This is a genomic window from Tumidithrix elongata BACA0141 (genome assembly GCF_036349135.1).
Lineage (GTDB): Bacteria > Cyanobacteriota > Cyanobacteriia > Pseudanabaenales > Pseudanabaenaceae > Tumidithrix > Tumidithrix elongata.
Window position 1 is genome coordinate 40964 of the sequence record NZ_JAZBJZ010000015.1, and the last position, 20938, is coordinate 61901.

The 20938-nt window shown below is 43.5% G+C and carries 28 protein-coding genes; 9 read left to right on the plus strand and 19 right to left on the minus strand.

Annotated features, from left to right (window positions below; all coding sequences use genetic code 11):
• The first annotated feature begins 309 nt into the window (after window positions 1-309).
• The 3 genes from V2H45_RS05915 (at window position 310) to V2H45_RS05925 (ending at window position 1173) form a co-directional block, all read left to right on the plus strand.
• Window positions 310-543: a helix-turn-helix domain-containing protein gene (locus V2H45_RS05915; protein ID WP_330482698.1), complete on the plus strand. Its 234-nt coding sequence runs from the start codon at window positions 310-312 to the stop codon at window positions 541-543.
• A gap of 18 nt (window positions 544-561) precedes the next feature.
• Entirely contained in the window at window positions 562-897 is a 336-nt protein-coding gene (locus V2H45_RS05920; protein ID WP_330482699.1) for a hypothetical protein, read from the plus strand.
• A gap of 84 nt (window positions 898-981) precedes the next feature.
• Complete coding sequence (locus V2H45_RS05925) at window positions 982-1173, plus strand: hypothetical protein (protein WP_330482700.1); 192 nt, start codon at window positions 982-984, stop codon at window positions 1171-1173.
• Between the two features lie 13 nt (window positions 1174-1186).
• On the opposite strand, the gene V2H45_RS05930 is transcribed toward V2H45_RS05925, so the two are convergent.
• The 12 genes from V2H45_RS05930 to V2H45_RS05985 all read right to left on the minus strand — a co-directional run bounded on the left by V2H45_RS05930 (window position 1187) and on the right by V2H45_RS05985 (window position 7700).
• Window positions 1187-2506 (minus strand): hypothetical protein, encoded by a 1320-nt coding sequence (locus tag V2H45_RS05930; RefSeq protein ID WP_330482701.1) that lies wholly within the window; start codon window positions 2504-2506, stop codon window positions 1187-1189.
• A gap of 106 nt (window positions 2507-2612) precedes the next feature.
• Window positions 2613-2858 carry a hypothetical protein gene (locus V2H45_RS05935; protein WP_330482702.1) on the minus strand — a complete coding sequence of 82 codons (246 nt, stop codon included), beginning with the start codon at window positions 2856-2858 and terminating at the stop codon, window positions 2613-2615.
• 11 nt (window positions 2859-2869) lie between these two features.
• The gene (locus V2H45_RS05940; RefSeq protein ID WP_330482703.1) at window positions 2870-3256 is read right to left on the minus strand and encodes a hypothetical protein; all 387 of its coding nucleotides are present in this window, start codon (window positions 3254-3256) and stop codon (window positions 2870-2872) included.
• Window positions 3253-3582 carry a hypothetical protein gene (locus V2H45_RS05945; protein WP_330482704.1) on the minus strand — a complete coding sequence of 110 codons (330 nt, stop codon included), beginning with the start codon at window positions 3580-3582 and terminating at the stop codon, window positions 3253-3255. The genes V2H45_RS05940 and V2H45_RS05945 overlap by 4 nt, the downstream gene beginning before the upstream one ends.
• Window positions 3583-3588: 6 nt before the next feature.
• Complete coding sequence (locus tag V2H45_RS05950; RefSeq protein WP_330482705.1) at window positions 3589-3978, minus strand: hypothetical protein; 390 nt, start codon at window positions 3976-3978, stop codon at window positions 3589-3591.
• Window positions 3979-3981: 3 nt separating this feature from the next.
• A complete protein-coding gene (locus V2H45_RS05955; protein ID WP_330482706.1) occupies window positions 3982-4614 on the minus strand; it encodes a hypothetical protein in 633 nt (210 codons plus the stop codon).
• Window positions 4611-4940, minus strand: a complete 330-nt coding sequence (locus V2H45_RS05960) for a hypothetical protein (RefSeq protein WP_330482707.1) — start codon at window positions 4938-4940, stop codon at window positions 4611-4613. Before V2H45_RS05960 ends, V2H45_RS05955 begins: the two co-directional genes overlap by 4 nt.
• Window positions 4937-5335 (minus strand): hypothetical protein, encoded by a 399-nt coding sequence (locus V2H45_RS05965; RefSeq protein WP_330482708.1) that lies wholly within the window; start codon window positions 5333-5335, stop codon window positions 4937-4939. Before V2H45_RS05965 ends, V2H45_RS05960 begins: the two co-directional genes overlap by 4 nt.
• A complete protein-coding gene (locus V2H45_RS05970; protein ID WP_330482709.1) occupies window positions 5332-5742 on the minus strand; it encodes a hypothetical protein in 411 nt (136 codons plus the stop codon). The genes V2H45_RS05965 and V2H45_RS05970 overlap by 4 nt, the downstream gene beginning before the upstream one ends.
• Window positions 5735-5965: a hypothetical protein gene (locus V2H45_RS05975; RefSeq protein WP_330482710.1), complete on the minus strand. Its 231-nt coding sequence runs from the start codon at window positions 5963-5965 to the stop codon at window positions 5735-5737. Before V2H45_RS05975 ends, V2H45_RS05970 begins: the two co-directional genes overlap by 8 nt.
• A gap of 56 nt (window positions 5966-6021) precedes the next feature.
• A complete protein-coding gene (locus tag V2H45_RS05980; protein WP_330482711.1) occupies window positions 6022-6870 on the minus strand; it encodes a hypothetical protein in 849 nt (282 codons plus the stop codon).
• A gap of 56 nt (window positions 6871-6926) precedes the next feature.
• Window positions 6927-7700, minus strand: coding sequence for a hypothetical protein (locus V2H45_RS05985; protein WP_330482712.1), 774 nt, complete (start codon window positions 7698-7700; stop codon window positions 6927-6929).
• 445 nt (window positions 7701-8145) lie between these two features.
• Here V2H45_RS05985 and V2H45_RS05990 point away from each other — a divergent pair, with 445 nt between their 5' ends.
• Window positions 8146-9504 (plus strand): hypothetical protein, encoded by a 1359-nt coding sequence (locus tag V2H45_RS05990; RefSeq protein WP_330482713.1) that lies wholly within the window; start codon window positions 8146-8148, stop codon window positions 9502-9504.
• Between the two features lie 207 nt (window positions 9505-9711).
• On the opposite strand, the gene V2H45_RS05995 is transcribed toward V2H45_RS05990, so the two are convergent.
• Together V2H45_RS05995 and V2H45_RS06000 are read right to left on the minus strand one after the other, a co-directional pair.
• A complete protein-coding gene (locus V2H45_RS05995; RefSeq protein WP_330482714.1) occupies window positions 9712-10413 on the minus strand; it encodes a GDSL-type esterase/lipase family protein in 702 nt (233 codons plus the stop codon).
• A 237-nt stretch (window positions 10414-10650) separates the two neighbouring features.
• Entirely contained in the window at window positions 10651-12291 is a 1641-nt protein-coding gene (locus tag V2H45_RS06000) for a SpoIIE family protein phosphatase (protein ID WP_330482715.1), read from the minus strand.
• Between the two features lie 78 nt (window positions 12292-12369).
• Here V2H45_RS06000 and V2H45_RS06005 point away from each other — a divergent pair, with 78 nt between their 5' ends.
• Window positions 12370-12663, plus strand: coding sequence for a TIGR03792 family protein (locus V2H45_RS06005; RefSeq protein WP_330482716.1), 294 nt, complete (start codon window positions 12370-12372; stop codon window positions 12661-12663).
• A 1-nt stretch (window position 12664) separates the two neighbouring features.
• On the opposite strand, the gene V2H45_RS06010 is transcribed toward V2H45_RS06005, so the two are convergent.
• The 3 genes from V2H45_RS06010 to V2H45_RS06020 all read right to left on the minus strand — a co-directional run bounded on the left by V2H45_RS06010 (window position 12665) and on the right by V2H45_RS06020 (window position 14676).
• A complete protein-coding gene (locus V2H45_RS06010; protein ID WP_330482717.1) occupies window positions 12665-12991 on the minus strand; it encodes a cupin domain-containing protein in 327 nt (108 codons plus the stop codon).
• 37 nt (window positions 12992-13028) lie between these two features.
• Entirely contained in the window at window positions 13029-13883 is an 855-nt protein-coding gene (locus V2H45_RS06015; protein WP_330482718.1) for an alpha/beta fold hydrolase, read from the minus strand.
• A 76-nt stretch (window positions 13884-13959) separates the two neighbouring features.
• Entirely contained in the window at window positions 13960-14676 is a 717-nt protein-coding gene (locus V2H45_RS06020) for a tRNA1(Val) (adenine(37)-N6)-methyltransferase (protein ID WP_330482719.1), read from the minus strand.
• A 144-nt stretch (window positions 14677-14820) separates the two neighbouring features.
• Here V2H45_RS06020 and V2H45_RS06025 point away from each other — a divergent pair, with 144 nt between their 5' ends.
• From V2H45_RS06025 to V2H45_RS06040, 4 genes are all read left to right on the plus strand, one after another.
• Window positions 14821-15453, plus strand: a complete 633-nt coding sequence (locus V2H45_RS06025; RefSeq protein ID WP_330482720.1) for a DUF938 domain-containing protein — start codon at window positions 14821-14823, stop codon at window positions 15451-15453.
• Between the two features lie 132 nt (window positions 15454-15585).
• The gene (locus V2H45_RS06030; RefSeq protein WP_330482721.1) at window positions 15586-16590 is read left to right on the plus strand and encodes a zinc-dependent alcohol dehydrogenase family protein; all 1005 of its coding nucleotides are present in this window, start codon (window positions 15586-15588) and stop codon (window positions 16588-16590) included.
• Between the two features lie 135 nt (window positions 16591-16725).
• A complete protein-coding gene (gene murD / locus V2H45_RS06035; RefSeq protein ID WP_330482722.1) occupies window positions 16726-18114 on the plus strand; it encodes a UDP-N-acetylmuramoyl-L-alanine--D-glutamate ligase in 1389 nt (462 codons plus the stop codon).
• Window positions 18115-18274: 160 nt separating this feature from the next.
• Window positions 18275-20254, plus strand: coding sequence for a peptidoglycan D,D-transpeptidase FtsI family protein (locus V2H45_RS06040; RefSeq protein WP_330482723.1), 1980 nt, complete (start codon window positions 18275-18277; stop codon window positions 20252-20254).
• 20 nt (window positions 20255-20274) lie between these two features.
• On the opposite strand, the gene V2H45_RS06045 is transcribed toward V2H45_RS06040, so the two are convergent.
• Together V2H45_RS06045 and V2H45_RS06050 are read right to left on the minus strand one after the other, a co-directional pair.
• Entirely contained in the window at window positions 20275-20679 is a 405-nt protein-coding gene (locus tag V2H45_RS06045) for a surface-adhesin E family protein (protein ID WP_330482724.1), read from the minus strand.
• A 36-nt stretch (window positions 20680-20715) separates the two neighbouring features.
• On the minus strand, window positions 20716-20886 hold the full coding sequence (locus tag V2H45_RS06050; protein ID WP_330482725.1) for a hypothetical protein: 171 nt from the start codon (window positions 20884-20886) through the stop codon (window positions 20716-20718).
• Between the last annotated feature and the right edge of the window lie 52 nt (window positions 20887-20938).

Here is a 20938-nt window from a genome sequence, read left to right on the forward strand (position 1 = left end):
AAGACTGTTTTTGGATCTTCTTATGTTAATTGCTCTCAAAAGGTCTTCAGGCTTCATGATTAGGCTGATTGCAGCTCTATTAAGAGTTCTTTCACTTAGTAGGTGTCCATTAAAAAACTTACTCCAGTTACTCTTATCTATCTCAGTTACTTGGGCTATATGACTTAAAGGGCTGTTGACAAATTCTTCAGGGGTCATTGTTACATCTCACTAATTTTCTAAAGAATACATCAACAGTAGAGTTTTCTCACATTGTGAGATTTAACAACAAAAGAGATAATGCAATATATATTTCGTTGTAACGCTGCTATGGATAGCAAGACTGCTTTTTTTAAGACACTCGAAACATTTCATGTAAAAGCCGCTGAAGTTTCTGAAAAATCAGGGGTTGCTCCAGAGGTAATTAGTAAATTCAAAACGGGGAAGCAGCAAAATCTAAGACAAGACACTTTCGATAAACTAGTGGATGCCCTGCCAGACGATGCGAGGTTTTACTATTTGGCTTTGAGGTTTAATTCTGAAAATTCTTCAGTCGCATCCTGAATTAACAACCAAAACATCATGGTGAAATATATCGGCTTAGGCTTAATGATTCTTGGTATCTACCTTCTAGGAAAAACCATCACTTTTAATACCGTAATTTTCAATCCACCTTTTTCAAATTTATTAGCAGATCTTTCGATCCCTTTATTGTTAGGTGGCATTGCCACCCTTTTCTTTGGAGGGTTGGGAAACAGAAATTACGCCTTAACTTCGATCGTTGGAAGTTTTATTGCAATGTTTTCAAGTGGCTTTATAGTTGTTCGTTCAATCAATCTGTGGGATTTAGTCCTTGGCTTTGGCGCTATATTTGCTGGTGGTTATTTATTCATGACAGACAAAGCAGATTTAGATTAAGCGATCGCACAATTTACCAAAGCAAAAAGGGGCTACATAGCCCCTTTAATCGTCTAAAATTTAGATACCAATTGCGAGAAAATCATGAACAAGCGTTTACTCGGTGCTTTGCTGATTCCTACAGGTCTGACTCTCTGGTTCTTTTTTGTCCTTACTCGCATTCCCTTCCTACCACTGCTAGGCATAGCTGTAACAGTCCGTGGCATCTTCTGGTTAATCTTCCCCAACTATGGCAGCAAGCCAAAGCCTAGTAATAACCAGCGGGCAAGAAAGTAATACCCATCCATCGCTAATTACAAGTTGAGTTAAAACCGTCTATGTAACCCTGGGTTAAATCAGGGTCACAAGATACATCAAAACCAGCTTGACCATTCAAGGTACTATCTTCAAAATTCGCTAACAGAGCGCTCAATTGTGAGCAACTAAAACTATTTCCATTAGACTGACCGATTGGAAAGGCATAAGAATACGCACCTGAGCAATCTGGTGTAGGGGTAGGCGTTGGTGTAGGGGTTGGGGTTGGTGTAGGGGTTGGGGTAGGGGTTGGGGTAGGCGAAGCGCTTGATGTTAATAACTCTCGCGATTCCATTGTGAAGTTACGGCACGATTGCCATACTTTTACAGTCGTAGTTTCAGGTACACAACTACCAGTACCACTGCCATGATCGCCGCACCCATTTGCACAGGCTTCAGGAAAAAAATCACAGAATCCAGGCAAATCAGGATCGGGTACAGGGGGTGGATCGTAATTTGGTGCTGGTGGCAAGTTGCAATCCTCCCCGTCACCAGATATCCCAAATTTAAACTGCATTGGGATTTGAACTTGAATTTGCACTGAACTTTCTGAAATAATCTGACAACCTGACCCAACGCCGTTACAACCTGTTATCTGCGAGATATCTCCGACAAGAATAGCGAAATAACTTACTTTTACAGGGATATAGAAATAACATAAGCAAGAGTTAAAAGAACCCACCAAAAACAATTGACAGTGATCAGCCAGATTTTTATCCGGGTCCGTGCAGATTGTTGGTATTACTTCCTGATTTCTTATAGAAAGTCCACCAGCGACAGCCTGATCTAAAAATCCGTTATAAGCCGCCGCTCTTGAGTTAGCTCCATTTAGTTCTCCAATCACAGCAGCGCGATAAAATTCTAAACAGCCATTGGGAGGGAAGTCTATATCATCAATGCTAGGCACAGTAGGAACTGTAGGCACGTTTGGCGGATCTGGTTCTTGACTAGTCCGACACTCACAGAATTCATACCACTTCTGATATGCATAGATATCGGCAATTTTTTCTAGCAGGCTTGAATTCCCAAACCAAGTAGATACTGGAACCCCTGAAAAAGCCTCAAAAACATCGGCATAGGTAATGTCTTCAGGGAAGTCAGGCGGGTCAATTAAGCAAAATTCAGCTGTAGGAATATCTGGGTCAGGAAACAAATCAATTAAGGCTTTTATTTGATCGTAAGGCTTTTTTAATTTATCGAATTTCTCCTTAGCCTCAATCAATCGAGTTAACATTTTAGACTTGATTTTTAAGCCAAACTTAGCAGCTACACCAAGCGCCCCTCCAGCAAGGTTAGGCAAAATTACATCTAACACCTTACAGGCTGGGTGAGTGACTCCAAATACGGAACAAATAACACCCGTCGTCAAGTTAAATGACGCGGGTGCAGATGCCTTCTTTATGCCTCCAAAGATACATCCGCTAGACATCAGACTCTCTTTCCCTCGCTGAGTTATTCTCGCCTATGACGCGGGTTTCAAGATTCATAACTCTTTGGTCAACCCTGACCATAAAGTTACTCATCTTATCCATTCTCTTATCATAAGCATCCATCTTATCGCTAATGCGACTAAGTACACTCTCAATGCTTTTTTGAGAAGCCACAAACCTACCTACAGCAACGAGTACGCCGCTAATTGTCACGCAGAGAGCGATAACTGAAACCATATCCCCTAAACTCATAGATTCCCCTCTCCTGCTTTCTTTATCCATATCAAACCATCATTTTCTTGAACATAAGTATTTAGGTAGATCAGCACAGCAGTAGGTATGGTGTGAGTAACCTTATCTGGAATCTGCAAAGCCTTTACCGTCATCCCCTCTTCAAAAATCAACTTGTCAAATTTAACAGAGAAATAGGCATCCGCTGAATGGCAGTAAACACCCCACTTTCTGAAGTTTCTAGGCTTGGCTTGCCAGTGAACTAGACAAAACTTTCCTTCTAGTTGGAAGTGGTCGATCAGCACGTCAAAATTAAGCTTTAACGTGCTGTTCTCGACACCCACCCAACTACATCTGAAAGTCGATTCAGCCAATTTTGTAATAGTCTGAATCGGTCTGATCATGGGTTTAACTCACTAATTTGAACAGCAGCATTAGCACCAGATGCGATCGCAAAAATCGCACCCGTAGGAATCGCTTCCTGACTCCATTCATAGAGCGCATTTGCAGGTATTAGAGTGAAATAATTTGCAGTCAAAGTAACACCAGTTACAAAACCTAAAGCTATGGTTCTGTTGCTGTTGTTATAGACTGAAAAGCTTTGCCTCGTGGCATTTGCCGCTAAAATCTGCGATGAGGACGTACCAATCGTTGCCGATGCCACGACAGGGTTAGTCGAAGGAGTTGGAATCAATGAACCAGTAAAATTGCTACTAGGATATAAAGCCATTTTTTGTTACCTCAAAGAAATGATGTCTTGAACTGCAATGATTTGAGAGACTAAACGCAATCTAGTTAGATTTGCGATCGGCGTAACTATGACCTTGTGACCCGCTGGTACGATCAGATAAGCAGGGTCATAAACCAAAGCCTGATATGTATTTGAGAAATAAACGTTTTCGTTAAAATCTGCGATCGCAATCGTGTAATTGCTGGTATTTTGATCGGCTTGCAAAGACACAATTCTCAAATCCGAATCATATTGAAACGAGAAAGCACCTGAAATAGCGAGTTTGACGAAATCAACGAACTCAGAAACGGCATTTGCGGGGGCAAAAGTACCGTTTCGCTTGTATCCTCTAATGGCTTGATTGCCACCTAAAAGAGTTTCTGCTACGTTCGTCATTTATCAACCTCCTGCAATTGCGAAACCTGCACTTACCAAAATAGGAATTAACGCACCAGATGCAGGGGTAAGTGCAGCACCCGCAGCTGGTGGCAGAGCAAGAGACGCGCCCGCAGTTGGCAGCGCTAACCCTGCACCAATTACTGTAGCCGTCGCCAATAACACCACATCTTGAGCTACCTGATTTACGCCAATCGCACCTGTCAGCAACTTCAAAAAATTGACATCACTCTGAATCTGGTCAAGCTCTAACTTGCAATCGCAAAGAGCCTTTTTAGAAACAGAGAAAATCTCAAGATTGACGCTGTAACTAGTAGTGAGACATACCTGACATTCACACTGCGATCGCGTTGCTTCTGAAGGCAGAGCCACGATCAAAGCGGTGTCAAAATAGGAAATCTCTAAAGGTATCTCTTTCTTGCCTAGCGGTGCTTGCGGTACTTGTACAGACCCATTCAGATAGAGCGTGTCTGCAATCACGTTGACGACAATAGAAGCAGCAATTTCAAAGTTATCGCGACCCACAGACAGAGCGTTAAGAAGCAAGAAATCACAGCCAGAGAAAGTAGTTGATTTATCGATCTGATTAGGATTGGTGAATCCACTCCATATTTGGTTAGCGATCGCATTGGTCATGACTCAGGCGCGAATTTTGTAAGGAAGTCTTGAACGTGGCTTGTAAGCGCTGTGTCTAAGGCAGTAAAGCCAGTATCTACCTTCACGGATTTAGCAGATTCCAGCTTCTTCTCTAAGTCAGTCGTATAGCTGACAATTGCCGTGTCAAAAGGTTCTAGCCCTGTTTGCAGTTGCGCTAGGCTTTGACCTGTAGTTAGAAGTTTTTGAACTAGGGCAGATTCAAGGATTTGAACCTTTTCTTCTACTGTTTTAGGACAGTTTAGAACCGCTAAGCAGGCAGTCCAAACCGTAGCTAGATAGTCATCGGAAACATTTAAAACTCTCACCGTATAAACCTCTCTATAGATGTTGTATGGGTTTCCCCAAAATAACTAATAGCCAACACATCAGGAAATTTAGCAATCTCTCTAATCTGGGCTTTGTGATTGACTTCGTTGGTTGGGTGGAATGGCACGATTACAGTAAAGTTTGATTCACCAGTAACACTGCTACCATTCTCTGAGCAAGCATTGACGTATCTCGGTTCAAACTCTTTCGCCTTTGGGATGGCACAATCTGTATTTACAAATCTGCCTACAAGCAAAGAGGTGATTGGAGTCTGTACAGTGCCGATTTCATCCTTATAGATTCGTAAGGGAACGATGCTAGTTAGGGCAAAATCATTGTCGTAGTAGACTCCTACTACTTCGTAACGTCTTGTTTTAGCCCCAGCTTTAATCATGGTCTATTTGCAAAAACAAGAATGCGATCAGCTCCAACAGTCTCGCCATGAGCTTCTAAATGAACCTGTTGAGTGTTCAAAAATAGCTCTTTATAGAAGCCAAAAAACTCAGGTGTACCGCCTCTAAATGGGCATGGGATAAAGAGATATCGCGTATCTGAGTAAAATAGCCTAGCGTGACGAATTGAATTGACAGGGATTGTACAGCAAGGTCTTACACCAACAAGATTTAGAAGAAAACTAGGCGGTAAGAAGTTCTTATCGAAATCTAACCGCGTGTCAGTTCTTTCGCCACCAAAGGGACTGCCAGCAATAGGATTTGCAAGATTGACTGCAAATACAGTCAATGCAACGCTTTCGGCGATATAGCCGTTGTCTAGCTGATAAGTCCCAGTGTACCTAGCCATTGGTAGGAGTAGTTACGGACTGTGCAGTTGCATCTATTGCGGGTACAGTATCCTCTGATTGCTGAGGAGGGATTTGAACGAAATCCAAATTTCTATGCTCTTCAGCGAAATTATGCAATTCGTCGATCGCATCGTAAAGGTCTTCAGCAGCTTGAAATTTCTTGCCTGTCCACTGACTAGCAAGGGTATCAAGTGCTTGTATAAACTCTCTTGAAATAATCATGGCGATTAGACTCTGTAAGGGATTTCAGGAAATGTCAGGAGCGAAATCAGAGCAATTTACGATACGAGTTCGTGAATGTTCTTAATAGACTCGCCTTTATAGCCCACACAATGAATACCAGGATAGTTGCCGAGTTTTTTGATGCAATCGATAATATCTTGCCGTCTTTTGATGGGTGCTTTTCTTACAAACTTACTCACTGCCTCAACGGCATTGTTGCCAGCGGCGATAGATGACCCATAAGCGATCGCATGTCGTGGCGAGATATTTGCAAGTAAGCAAATATCTTGTTTTAAAAGTTGTCCTGTGCAGCCCCCGGGTCCTGCAACGCTTGCAGTTTTAATCCCGTTGATTGTCGATACCACCACATCACCAACAATAATGCTAGAGAAAGCAACAGGCTCAGATTCTACCGCTACCTTTGGGCGTTGAATGGCAACAGTCCCATCGGTTTCATACTCTGCCATACGCCCTGAAATTTTAGGTGCAAATGCTCCAACGGGTAACTGAATTGGGGTGAAGGTTGGTCCGTAGTTAAGTCTTGGACTCAGACCGGGGGGTACGACCTTCCATTCTTCGCCATCAAGATCTATGCAAATTGCACCGCAAGCTTTTAGCTTTTGAACAAAAGCCGCGATAGAGTCTGGGTTGGGGGAAGGTATTGGGAATCGGATCGACATGCAAGAGCGATCGGGATTTTTTGTACCAAACGTGGCAACTAGAGCACGCATGTTAAAAGTACTAATAGCGCATAGACAGTTAGAGACTACATTGTTGTAGGGAATGCAATCGTCTAAGCCTTCACGGATTGAAAATGGTATGTCGCTATAAATACCATCGTCGTTTAAACCTCCACCTTGAATATCGCTGATGTAGTTAGCGAGAACTTTTTTTGCTTTCTTCATTTTGGTTATTAAGTAAAGGGCTGAAAGGGGCATGGTTGCCCCTAAATTGAAACGATCTAACCGATGACTGAATTTACGTCAAAGGATTGGGAACTTTGGTCTAAAATCAGTTGGATTGTGAGTGAGTAGGATTTAGAAACCAAGCCACGCGCAGGGAGATCTGCTACCAAAATTCCTGATGTGGGTGCAGTTGCATCAACATAAGCGGCAGGAATCGTAGTGGCGGCGATCGCTGAAGCAGTCCGAGCAGTAACAGCAGATGCAACCGTAGAGCTACGAACAGGTAAATCGTTGCCTAAGAAATCAAACAAAGCTGCAAACCAGTCTCTATTATCAGAAGTTCCACTGATAGTCAGCCCTGCATGAGTCAGACTGGTATAAGGAAGCAATAAAGAAGTAGGAATCACGATGCCTGCACCAGCAACTGTACCAGCGGCAGCTACGACAGCAGCACCTGCAAAAATGTCTGAAATGCTGAATTTACCTAGCCCTGTGTTTGCACCAGTAGAAGGAACTGGAACCTGAGAAACAGTATCAGTATCAAAGTTGATTAGCTTTTGGGCAGTAAAGCTAAAATTCTGATTTAAGAGGTCAGTACCAGCCCCTGAAGGGTTTGCCTTAGATGCAGTAAAACCAAGTGCATTAAAGGTTGTAGGCGAGATGGTGTCATAGATCTGATTGAGGATTGCAAAGATTGCTTTACTTAATTTGGTTGTAGCAGGTTGTGCAGCAGCTAATTCAGTAGCAAGTACGCCCGGAAGAGCTGCGACAGGAATGAAAACACCATCATTCGTAGCATTGCCAGCAGCGTCAAAATATTCAAAACTCATGAAAGAAACCTCATAATTGTTGTTGCTTAAATCGACAAAAGAACCTTAAGTCAATAAAAGTTCGTTGCATCAAAGATAGCAATAACACTAGTATTTTCAATGGTTTCAGCGTTAAAATAATGGAGTCGATTACTAGACGCAAAAAGATAAAGGTTTAAAATGGCTAGACTTCATTCAAAACATTACAAATCTACTTTTTACATGTCTCCATGTGAAATAGATGGTTATTTGATGCCGCCAAGAATGATTAAACTTTCCGATTTTTGTAATCTTTATTTTTTAACAGTTCAACAATGCAAAAAGTTACTTAGAGAAAAGCATTTGTTCGGAATAACTTTTCGTAAAAATTTGTTTGTTTGTCCTTGTCCTCACTCATATAGGTGGAGTAAGTCAGTAATTCTTGAATTTTGGAAAAAAAAATAAGTCAATATAAAATTATTAAAAAATGACTCAACTACAGACCCTACAAGACATTTACAGCAAAATAAATGATATTTATGAAAAGTTTTGTGATTTTGACACGAGACTTACAAATGTAGAAACTAAGGTTACTAATATTGAAACAAAGGTAACTAATACTTACAATAAATTAGTTTCTGTTGAGACAAAATTAACAGATATTTATGACAAATTAATTTCTATCGAAAGCGATGTGATTAATACATACAACAAACTAGTTTCTTTTGAGAAGAAAATAACTGATATCTACGACAAATTAATTACTATTGAGAGCGATGTAAGTACGATTAAGGGTTATGTCTCGATAAATATTACAGGAGAATTTGAATTTACTTCCTGTAAAGACGAGCCAGCCCCTACAGTTCCCTATCCTGCGATTGTCGATGCTTTGATAAGTGCTTTGATTTCTAATTTAACAAACCTAATTATCAATGCAGCTTTCGGAAGATTCAAAGCAAATCCTTTGATAAATTTAGTAATTTCAAAAGTATCTGAATTAGTTAGCAATGCCTTAGCCGATTTCATATCGCAACTAATCAGGCAAACACTCAAGCCAGCTCCTAAAATAATTACTCTCACTTATACAGGTCAGGGCTTGAATGGTATAGCTAATCAGGTTTCCATGCTTGCAAAGCATCTAGACAAAATGACCCAGCTTTTATGCCCAGATTTAACAATTCCTATCTCTTCTTTGGAATGCGTTAAAGATAACACTGGTTCATTTAGCCTCGTTCCAACGTCTAAAGTAATTACTGGAAGAGGATTTAACATATTAGCCCCACTAGGAAGCGAACTTAGTAGGCAGCAAGGAAAGATTGTGGAATCAGTCTGTAATATTTCCTCAAGTGGCTCTGATGCTGTGCCGATATTTATTGGTGAAAAGTTTGAAATGCTTCCAGTGTCTTCGCAGTTAGTTCTTAAATTTCAGCACAAAGATGCAAAAACAAGGGAAGAAAAGAAATCTGCTTGGTATGTTTCAATACCCGATCCGATACCATGTGAGAAAATTTTCTGGTGCGTGCATTTTGAACCCATGCAAAGGGTTATAGGCAACGTTTTTGCTACCGTGAAATTTGGTAGCCATAAAAATAAAACATCCTGTTATTTTCAGAGCGAAGAAGAGGCGATCGCTTTCATGACTAAGTGGATCATCCCACTTTCTCAAACTAAACCCGTGATGGGTAATGACGATCTACCCGTAAGAATTGTAAAAAATGGATCGCCTTTAAGAAAACCAAGAAACAGGGTACTTAAGGTTGTATCGGCTACATGGATCGATATAGATAAAGATACTGGTGAACCCAAAAATGTTTGGACATTTAAACCCCCTAGAAATGGCTGTTAGATCTGGTAATACCTAAGCATTTTTAGGCTAAAGTCTAGTCACTCAAAATTTAATAATTTTCAAAGCTTTGCCCAGAAAGCTTTTTCAGTATGCGCTTTGTGGACTGAAAATCCACGTGTCACGAGTTCAAGTCTCGTTCCTGGCATCATAAATACTCAAGTTTTATAGATAAATAGTAATTTGCCCGTACTCTCCTCACATTGGAGATTACGATGCGGATACCTGCCCCAATTGCATCAAGGGTTGCCAGCTACAAATATCCTCTAAGAGCGCAAGATAGCCATTCGTATTTGGGTGCAATCCGTCCTGACAGATGCGATCGCGCATCCAAGTTTGCCCTCGTTCTTGCCATAGATCGAAGATATCTAAGTAGGGAATATTTCCTACTTGGCAAGCTAATTTTGTCATTTCTTTATAGCGAAACTGATCTTCATGATTGAAGTGCAAACAGTCCAAAAAAGGCATTTTCGATTCATCGACGGGAACCATACCCACAAAGATCGTTGGACAGAGATTTTGCGCCTTGTCAAGCAAGTTGACTATTTCTAAGGTAAAGCGATCGTAATCCGTCATCGTTCTACTTTCGCGTTTGCCAACCCTTGCAGAATCATTCACGCCAACGGACAAAATCATCAAATCGGGAATCTTATTACGGAGTTCGCCCCGCAGTAAAAATTCTTGCTCTAAGCGATGATTGACATGGGAAACCGTATCGCCCCTTACTCCCAAATTATAGAGGACATGCCCTGTTTCTGTACCCATCCATTGTCGCCGTAGTTGCTCCACCCAACCTCCATGGACTGGATCGCCATAGCCATAGATTAGACTATCGCCAAAGGCTGTAACCCTTAGAGGTTGATGGGAGCGCGAAGAAATGGTGGGAGCTTTCAGAAGGTTTAAGGTCGTCATCAGAAAATGCGCTTTGAAAAAGGTAGGACGAAAACTTCATAAAATTACATTTAGATTAGCGTAATTAAGCACGATCGCTTAATATTTCTTTAGTATATTTTTTTAGTATAGCGATCGCTAGAGAAGTTAAGACAAAATTCTCCTCGTTGGTTGAGCGAAGCCTAATCCTTCCTAATACTTTCCGTCCAAAGACCTATAGATGCAGAGTGAGTCAGGCATAAAAACGAGGCAGTTCAATTACAGACGCTTTAGGATCAGTAGGGTAATGTCATCAAACACTTTTTGCGAGCCAATGTGGCAGCTAACATCATCAATTACAGCTTGCTTGATTTCATCTGCCGATCTATGCCAATTTTCACTAACCTGACGACATAGCCGTTCGATGCCATACTGCTTTTTTTGAATATCGATCGCTTCAGGAATGCCATCGGTGTAGAGCACAACACCATCTCCAAAATTTAACTCAATAATCGCTAAATTAATGAAGTTCGCAATGTCATCATCGAGCCCGATCGGAAAACCGAGATCGATGGTATCGACTCTCTCTACTGCCCCATTTTTACGAACTACCAGCATTTCTTCATGTTGACCGCTGATACTGATTTTGCCATCGATATAATTGAGAACCAGCAAGGATAGGTTTTTGTTGCAGTCCATTCGCTGTACGTTCTTGTAAATGGCGCGGTTCAGCGTTGACAAAAACCGAACTGGATCTTCTTCTCGCACTTCTTTAAGCGTTCGCACCGCTGTTTGTGCCATCAGCATCAGCAGGCCACTTTCGAGCCCGTGACCCGTGACATCGCCAATACTGATCGTGACTACACCATCGGTATTGAGGACATCGTAATAGTCACCCCCTACCTCATCCGCAGGTTCCATGTAGCCAGCAATATCAAGCCCTTCGATCGCTAACTCTTCAGGTTTTGGCAAAATCATTTGCTGAATCTGGCGGGCAATATTGAGTTCCGCACCCATGCGCAGGTTTTCGGTTTTTAATTGTTCGTTCATCGCAGCGATCGCCTCTGCCTGCTTTTGTTCGGTAATATCAAACATTGCCCCATCAAGGTACAGTGGCTTTCCATTTGTGTCAAAGATACCTTTGCCGCGCTCCTGTACCCATCGCGTAGATCCATTTTGGTGTGAAATACGATATTCCACTTGGTAAGGCTGTTGTTTCGCCAGAGCTTCGTGTATCGTTTGCATTAAAATTTCGCGATCGTCAGGATCGATGATGCTCTCTAGGGTTCGGACTCTGTTTTCGATGAAATCTTCCGCAGGGTAGCCAGCGATATCTAGAATGGAATTACTTATAAAATCGACGAGCCAAACAGCATTTATTTTACAGCGATAAATTGCCCCCGGAATATTAGAAATCAGACTGCGCAGGCGTTCTTCATTGTGGCGCAGGGCTTCTTCTGCTTGCTTGCGATCGGTAATATCCCGAATGATATTGAGAACTTCATTGTCACCCGTGATCACGATCCGCACTTCTTCATGCTGAATTTGACCATCAATGTCAATCTGTTGTTCGTAAATTTGCATTTCGCCCATCTGGAGCGCCTTGCGAATATGGTACATCCGCTGCTCGGCAATATCGGGTTGCAGAATGTCATAGATACTGACATCCCCCGCTGAGGAGAGTTCAGGATTCAATACAGAAAGGCGATCGCTACTGACTATTCCCAAATAGGTGCCATCTCCCTTCATCCGAATCAATAGGTCGGGCATGGCAGACATCAGTGCTTTACTCGTCGCTTCGCTTTGGCGCAAAGTATCTTGAAGCCTCCGCCGCTCTCGATCGCCGAGATACAAAGCCATAGCCAAAAGTGCAATCAAACCAGCTATAGCCCCTAGCAACCATAGAGTCAAACTACTCACAATAAACTCCTACATACGCTAGCGAACAAGCCATTTAGTCAGTATACAATTAGCTGCGATCGCACAAATCTAAAAACAATGATGATCGAATGGCTGAAATTTCACGTACCTGAATCTTTGCGAGAAGCCTTTATTCGCAAGGATGATGAAGTGTGGACGCAGGAAATGCAAAAATTTTCGGGCTTTTTAGGGAAAGAAGTATGGATCGATCCCATTACCTTCGATGTTGTCTTGGTGATTCGATGGGAAAGCCGCCAAGCTTGGGAAGCAGTTCCCAAAGCCAAGATAGATTACCTAGAGAAACAAATGGGCGAACTCACCATGCCTTTACTTGAAAGCCAGCAGTACCAAGTACGGAAGTTCTTCCATTAGATTAGGCTGCCTGCATCCTCCCATGCACGGCAAGCCAAATACAGGCAGGTTCAATGCTCGTGTAGGCAACGCGATGTTTGTGATGGGCAGGGATCAGAATATGGTCGCCTGCTCGTAATTGTTGTCGCGAACCGTCAAGATAGGCGATTTCGGCTTCACCCTGAAGCAAAATCACCCATTCATCTGTGGTTTGGTCGTACCATTGTCCCTCTGGCGTAATTTGCCCACTGGAAATAATCCGCTCGATCAGGATGTCATCACCCGATGCCAGTGCTTCAAATAACTCTAATGGAATCGATTCTTGGGGAAGGTTAAAAATATTAGCCATACTGACATCATATGCTGGACTTAATTCTTGAGACTATTTAAGGTGAACTAGAAGACTTTAAGCCTTCCAGAAATTCAGAGATCGCGCGATCGAAAGCTTCTGGTTCGGTCAAGAATGTCCAGTGATTTCCAGGTACTTCGCGAATTTGTAAATTGAGACAATGGTTTTTGTAGGGTTGCAGTTGCCAAGCCATGCGGTTGAGTCCCTGCTGCGGTTTGACAAATAACGTCGGTACGGCGATCGTTGCGGTCAAGCCATCAATATTGAGAATTGCCTCAAAGATGCGATCGCGGGCGTTTTCAGGAAACTTGCTCTGCCAAGATCCATCCGATTGTTGGGCGATCGTGGCACGAAAGACTTCTTGTTGCAAAGCCGTCCAACCCCGATATTGTTTGAGCGTTCGGGCAATCTGCTCCGCAACCTCATAGCTGGGAAACTTGCCCACCAATTTGAGGAATGGCAAGACGCGATAGAACAAGGGAAATGTGAGCCGCACCCAAGCAGGAAAGCGCCCCATAAAAAATGGATCGACCAAAATCAGACTTTTAAAACGATGAGGCGATCGCTGCGCCCATAGAGCTACTGTCTTTGCACTCCAAGAGTGGGCGAGAATGTGAGCGCTTTCCCAACCCAATGCCTGCATTAAGGCTTCCAAGTCGGCGATGATACTATCAAAGGAGTAATCGGCGGGTTTATCACTTTCGCCATGACCGCGCAGATCTGGGGCAACCACACAATAGCGATCGCTGAGCGACTGCCCTAAATGCGACCAGACCAAACCACAGTCCGCCATGCCGTGCAAGCACAAGAGAGGTTCGCGCCCCTGTCCCCAAACGAGATAGGAGAGGCGTAGATTTGGTAGTTCGAGGGTATAGCGATCGGGGTTGGACAAGTTAGAAAAGTGTAGAAACTGTCCTCTATCAAATCAAATTAGTTGGCGCGATGCAACTAAATTCCAGATTTCAAATTTAAGAAGAATTGCGGAGATAGAAATCTTTCGTTAAGGCATGATATTCCTCGCTGTAGACATGCTTTGCGACTTCTATCGCGATCGCATCCTCCCTACAATCGGACTGTCTTTGACTGAGTTCGAATAGAATACGCTTGATCGGACTTTTGGGTGTTGTTTTGACACAAAGTTTGCGATTGCAGAAAAAATTAAAAGCTTCGGCTTTAGCCTGGAAACTATGGGCCGCTTCAGTTGGGTAAATTATCGCCAACCTACCATCTTCCTTAAGTAATCTTGCCGCAGTTCTCAAAAGATCGACGGGCGGGAGAAAATCATTGTGTCTTGCTAGGGTTCTGGAATGCTTGTTTGCTTTAGAGGCATTCTCAAAAAAAGGAGGATTGGAAACAATTAGATCGTAACGTTCCAAACAGGAGGATGTATAGTCCTGAATCGCACCAAGATGGATTTGGATACGCTCTGCCCAAGGCGATCGCTGAATATTCTCTTTCGCTTGATCGTAGGCGATCGCATCTATTTCTATGGCATCAATCTGTGCAGGCGATCGCTGAGCCAACATCAGGGTAAGTAAACCCGTTCCCGTGCCAACGTCTAGAATTCGCCTAGTGGATGTGGTATCTACCCATGCCCCCAGTAATACACCATCCGTGCCAACCTTCATCGCACATCGTTCTTGAAAGATTGAGAACTGTTGAAAATGGAAGTAGGGATTGGGCATTTCGTGGTGTTTCTACAGATGTTTTTTGTGCTTCAGAATTGCTATCGTTACAAGATGCGATCGCAATAGTTTTTTTGTGGATCAGTTCCTGTATATCTTGAAATGCTCATTTCTGCCATAGGATTTTCACCCCTAATTATTGTAATGAACGATCGCATCGATGCTCGACAATATGCGCCCGCGACACAGCGAAACCGCGAAGCAATTTTAGCCGTACTTTTGGAAGTACTGCCCTCTACAGGAACTGTGCTAGAAATATCTAGCGGCACAGGAGAACATGCCGTATTTTTTGCGCCACACCTGCATCCTCGCAATTGGATACCCTCCGATCCCAACCCGATCGCAAGAGAAAGCATCGCTTCATGGCAACAATTCTTTCCTTCTGAGAATTTACATTCTCCCTTGGATCTAGATGTAACTGATTCAGCATGGAGTTTAGATCGGAACCTTTTGGAGCGATCGCTTCAAGCGATCGTGAATATCAATATGATTCACATTGCATCCTGGTCAGCTTGTTTGGGATTAATGTCAGGAGCAGGGAAAATTTTACCTGCTGGTGGAATTCTGTATCTCTATGGGCCCTTTAAACAAGGCGGGAACCACACTGCCCCGAGCAATGCCGAGTTCGATCGCAGTCTGCGTTTTCAAAATCCCGATTGGGGAGTTCGCGATTTAGAAGAAGTAACCTCTGTCGCCAAAGCAGAAGGGCTCTCGTTGCTCAAAGTGTTTCCCATGTCTGCGAACAATCTCTCCGTGGTTTTTCAAGCTTCGGGTTAACTTCTAATCATTACCACTTCAAGTATTGATGGGGATTTCAGGAGTTGAGGAAGATCCCATTGTTTTACTTTCAGCAGTATCCTAGAGAGTGGAAAAGTCGAGAAAAGAGTTTATAGCTATGAGACGCGAGATATGTACAAAGTCGTTGTAGAAGCCTTTGGTGGCAGCGATCGCCTGCAAATTATCGAGCAACCAGATCCCACCCCCGATCCGCAACAAGTCATTGTCAAACTTACCAGCATTGGCATGAACCAAGCCGATCTGATGGCGCGACGTGGAGAATATAAGCTGATTTCGGGAAATCCCCCCTTCACCCCTGGCATTGAAAGTGGCGGCTATATTGTTGCCGTTGGGGAACAAGTCACTGATCGCTTTGTCGGACAGCGCGTAATCTTAAGCCTCGATGCCCCTTCGGCAAATGGGATCGGGCGGGGTACTTATCAATCCCATTTTGCGACCACCGCAAATCGCACAATTCCCGTACCTGATGGAGTACCTGATGAATTGCTCGGAGCCCTATGGCTTGCCTATTTAACTGCTTGGGGTTGTCTCGTTTGGCAGCAACAACTACAAGCAGGACAAACTGTGCTGCTTCCCGCTGCTAGTAGCAGTGTGGCGATCGCAGCCTCTCAAGTGGTCAAACACTATGGTGGCATCGCGATCGGCACAACCACCAGCCCTAGCAAAGTCGAAGCCTTGCAAGCCATGCCAGAAGCAAAGTACGACCATCTAGTGGTAACCCGCGATCGCGACTGGTGGCGAGATATTAAACGGCTGACTGGTGGCAAAGGCGTTAACATCATCTTCGATCCTGTGGCTGCGGGGGCATTTCTCAACCAAGAAATTCGCATATTGGCAAATCATGGCACGCTCTGGGTTTATGGCTTACTAGGCAAACCCGATGTTGTCGATGTCACCCCGCTCATTCGCAAATCTGCGGCGATTCGAGGTTGGCTTTTGAATGTCATGTCTGGTTCAGAGCAAGAGTATCCTGGCTATCAACATATCCTCGAGGCGATCGCTAACGGCACCTATCAGCTACCGATTGCAGGTAAATTCTCTTTGAGAGATGTCCGCCAAGCACAGGATGTCATGGAGCAAGGTCAACATATAGGCAAACTCATACTGATTCCGTAATTTGCTAACATCCAATAGCTACGCTCATCCGAAACCAAACACTTTAGAATCTTTCATATTGCTCAATTTCCCATATTTTGAGAAAATATGCTTTCTGTACAAATTTAGTGAAAGTAATCTGTAAATAAATATCGAATGCCAAATGCTTATGTGCTGGGGTTGGGACAATCGGGGCTGTCTGCCTCGCGCTTACTAAAAGCAAAGGGGTGGCAGGTAACAGCAAGCGATCGCGCATCAAGTCCTAGCCTAGAGAAACATAAAATTCAGCTTGAAGCAGAAGGCATCACCGTTGAACTAGGCAGCTTCCCAAACTTCGAGCGGCAAAATCAGCTTCAACAACCTACACATCTGATTGTTGTTAGCCCCGGAGTCCCTTGGGATCATCCCACCTTGATTAGAGCCAGAGAGCTAGGCATTGAGACCATTGGTGAAATCGAACTCGCGTGGCGCTATCTCAGTCACATTCCATGGGTTGGCATCACAGGTACAAATGGAAAAACCACCACCACAGCCCTCACCGCAGCCATTTTCCAAGCCGCAGGGCTGAATGCGGTTGCCTGTGGCAATATTGGCATTCCCGCCTGCGAGATTGCGCTTAATTCAACCAATCCCCCCGACTGGATTATTGCCGAACTCAGCAGCTATCAGATTGAATCAGCTCAAAGCGTCAAACCTCGCATTGGAATCTGGACAACCTTCACACCCGACCATCTCAATCGTCATTACACCCTAGAGGCTTATCGAGATGTTAAGGCGCATCTGATGCACCAGTCTAGCCAAGTGATCTTGAATAGAGACGACGCTTATCTTGCCAAACATGGGGACGCAATCTTAGCAAATTCGCAGAAAATCTGGATATCCTGCGCAAATGCCACACCAGAAGTCATGACCAATGGGGCATATATTCAGAACGATTCCGTTTTATTTGCAGGCGAAGTTGTTTTACCTCTAGAGAAATTACAACTATTAGGCGCACATAACCAGCAAAATCTATTGATGTCTGTAGCAGCGGCAAAGCTAGCAGGCATCAACTCTAAACATATTGAAGAAGCTGTAGCAAAATTTAAGGGCGTGCCGCACCGTTTGGAATATATCTGTAGCTATAAAGGCATTCATTTCATTAACGACAGTAAAGCTACCAACTACGACGCCGCCGAAGTGGGTCTACGTTCCGTCAAATCACCCACGATCTTGATTGCCGGTGGTCAACCCAAACAGGGAGATGCACGTAGCTGGCTAGAGATGATTCGGCTCAAAGCGATCGCAGTTTTATTAATTGGTGAAGCAGCTCCAGCCTTTGCCAAAATGCTAGAAGGCATTCAATATCACAATTATGAAATTGTAGAAACTCTCGAAGTTGCCGTGCCTAGAGCTGTCGCGATCGCCCAATCAAAACCCTATGAGAACGGCAGTGAGAGCCATCCCACTTCAGTTTTGTTTTCCCCTGCTTGCGCTAGTTTCGATCAGTTTGCTAATTTCGAGCAACGCGGCGATCGCTTCCGACATCTGTGTCTTCAGTTATAGCATTTGTTTTCTTGCAGAGAGTATAGCTTTTAGAAAACACCCACAATTCCAAAAGGATTCTGAAAATTGCCGTAAACTTCCCTATGTTTGGTTATCTAAAGATATGATTTGGGGTTATCATTTCCCCAACAACTCTTCTTTAGTCTCTCAGACTTAACCTATGGTCAACCCACCTGCCAGAAGTAATTCCAACACACAAGACCTCAAATTTAGAACACTTTTGGTGTGGGGTATTCTAGCGTTGGCATCCTTGGGTTTGATTGCAAGACTCGTCTTTTTACAGGTATTGACTTTCAGCGATCTTAAAGCAAAAGCCGATGGTCAATTAATTCTCCAATTCAGACCTTTTATTGCACGTCGCGATATCATCGATCGGCATGGACTAGTCTTAGCGATCGATAAGCCTGAATACTCGCTGTACGCCCATCCTCCTCAAATTAAGAAACAAATCACTGAGATGATCAGATCTCGTCTCAGGCAACTCAAAGTTCCCCCTGAAGAAATTAGCAAAAGGATTGAAGAGGAAGTTCCCAAAAAACTCAACGAGGTTGCTGAGAAGCTCTCTGCTATTCTGATTGATCGACCAGCCCCAAAGGTTTTAGAGCTGCTAAAGCAGAATGATACTACTGTAAAAATCCAAGAATGGATCCCTCCCGAACAAGCAGATCGCATCGCCGATTTGAAAGTTAGTAACAAGTTATCCGATTTGAGCCTCGATACTTTAAAGGCGGACACAATTCCAGTTGATGGTTTAGAAACCACCCAACATCGACGTCGCTCTTACCCCCAACAAGATCTAGCGGCTGAAGTAATCGGCTATGTAGACATCGATCATCGCGGTCAAGCAGGAATTGAATTCAGCCAACAAAAACTATTAGAGCCTACAATCAGAGATACCGAAACTGGGAACCGAGATAAATTAATTCCCAATAGTGTTCCAGCAGGTATGATTCATGCCGATCAAACCAAATTACAACTAACCATCGACGCACGCATTCAACGCACAGCCCGTCAGGTGCTCAAGCAACAGATTACTAAGTATGGAGCAAAACGTGGGGCTGTCCTAGTGATGGATGTGAGGGATGGTGGATTACTAGCTCTAGTCACCGAGCCAACCTACGATCCAAACCAATTTTTCCAAGCAAAGGTCGAGCTATTTAAAAACTGGGCCGTATCTGATTTATATGAGCCAGGATCGACATTTAAGCCGATCAACGTCGCGATCGCACTAGAAGCAGGAGCCATTCAACCAGATACAGTCTTTTATGATGAAGGAGCACTCACCATCGGCGGATGGCCCGTTGCCAACTTTGATTATGAATCAGCTGGAGCCAATGGTTCGCTCAGCATTAGCCAAATTTTAGAGCGATCGAGTAACGTGGGCATGGTGCATATTATTCAACGAATGAAGCCCTCTGTTTACTATGGTTGGCTAGAACGTATTGGATTGGGGGACATCACTGGAATCGATCTACCCGCTGAAACGCCAAGTTCGCTCAAACCTCAGAACTTATTTGTAGAACAAGTAATTGAGCCTGCTACAGCAGCCTTTGGTCAAGGATTTTCACTGACACCCATACAACTCTTACAATTACACGGAATGATTGCCAGTCGCGGCAAATTACTAACTCCGCATGTGGTTAAGGGGTTAATTAATGCCGAAGGAGAAGATTATTCCCAAAACAAGCTACCTGCTCCTCGCCAAATTTTTTCACCCAGCACCATGGTCAAGGTGTTAGAGATGATGACAAACGTAGTCGAAAAAGGCACAGGTAAGCCAGCGCGTATTCCTGGCTATCGTCTAGGTGGAAAAACAGGAACAGCTCAAAAAGCTGCGCCAACTGGTGGCTATTCTCGTGCCAAGATTACAAGCTTTGTAGGAATTTTCCCATCCAATGAACCTCGTTATGTTGTCGTCGCTGTCATTGATGAGCCTGTTGGAGACGATGCCTTCGGCTCAACCGTAGCGGCTCCAATCGTCAAAGCTGTCATTGAAGATATCATTGTCACAGAAAACATCCCACCGACTCATCTATCTGAGATCCCTACTAAGCTTCCTCCAGTTCAAGCACAACCCGAACCACAACAGCAAACTAAGCCATCCCAAACCAATCAAAAACCAATTAACTCAAATCCGTAGTTTCAATACAAGTCAAACAATTATTTACAAGCCACATCAAACATTTTGTCGCCAAAATCACCAAGCACTTCTTGAGAATTCGGCGGATCGTCAAAGCCTAAACTCGTTGTTGAGGACACATCCCCGTTGCGGTCATATCTAATAATTTCTAAAATACGCACATACTTAGAGACACAATCGATCGCCATGTAGGTATCCAAAGAGGCAACCCTTCTTTGACTTGAATCAGGCAAAACTGCATAGACCCAAAATCGCGCAAAAGGAAATTGCTTCTTTAGAGACTCAGGATGGATATAAACCTTAACCCCATTAATATCTTCCCCTACAAAGAGCATCTCTTTTTGAACTTGCTTTAATTGTGCGATCGCAGCCGTAGGAAAAGTTAACAGAGAAACAGCGATCGTGACCATTAGGTATTTGTTCATAAAACTCCCTAACAACAGAAAAGTTAGCGATCGAAGTCAACGAATGCTAAAGAAGAGCACAAGAGCAATTAAAGACATAGCTGAAATCACAATTGTGGCAATCACAAATAACCTATCGTTAGCTTTATAAAAGCTATTTGGCAAAGAACCAGCCAAAACCATTAAAACCACCAAGATCAAGGTAGAAAGAAAAGCTGTCCGATTCATATAGCATTTCCTAGTCTAGTGAGGTACAGTAACAGCAATGTGTGAACCATCC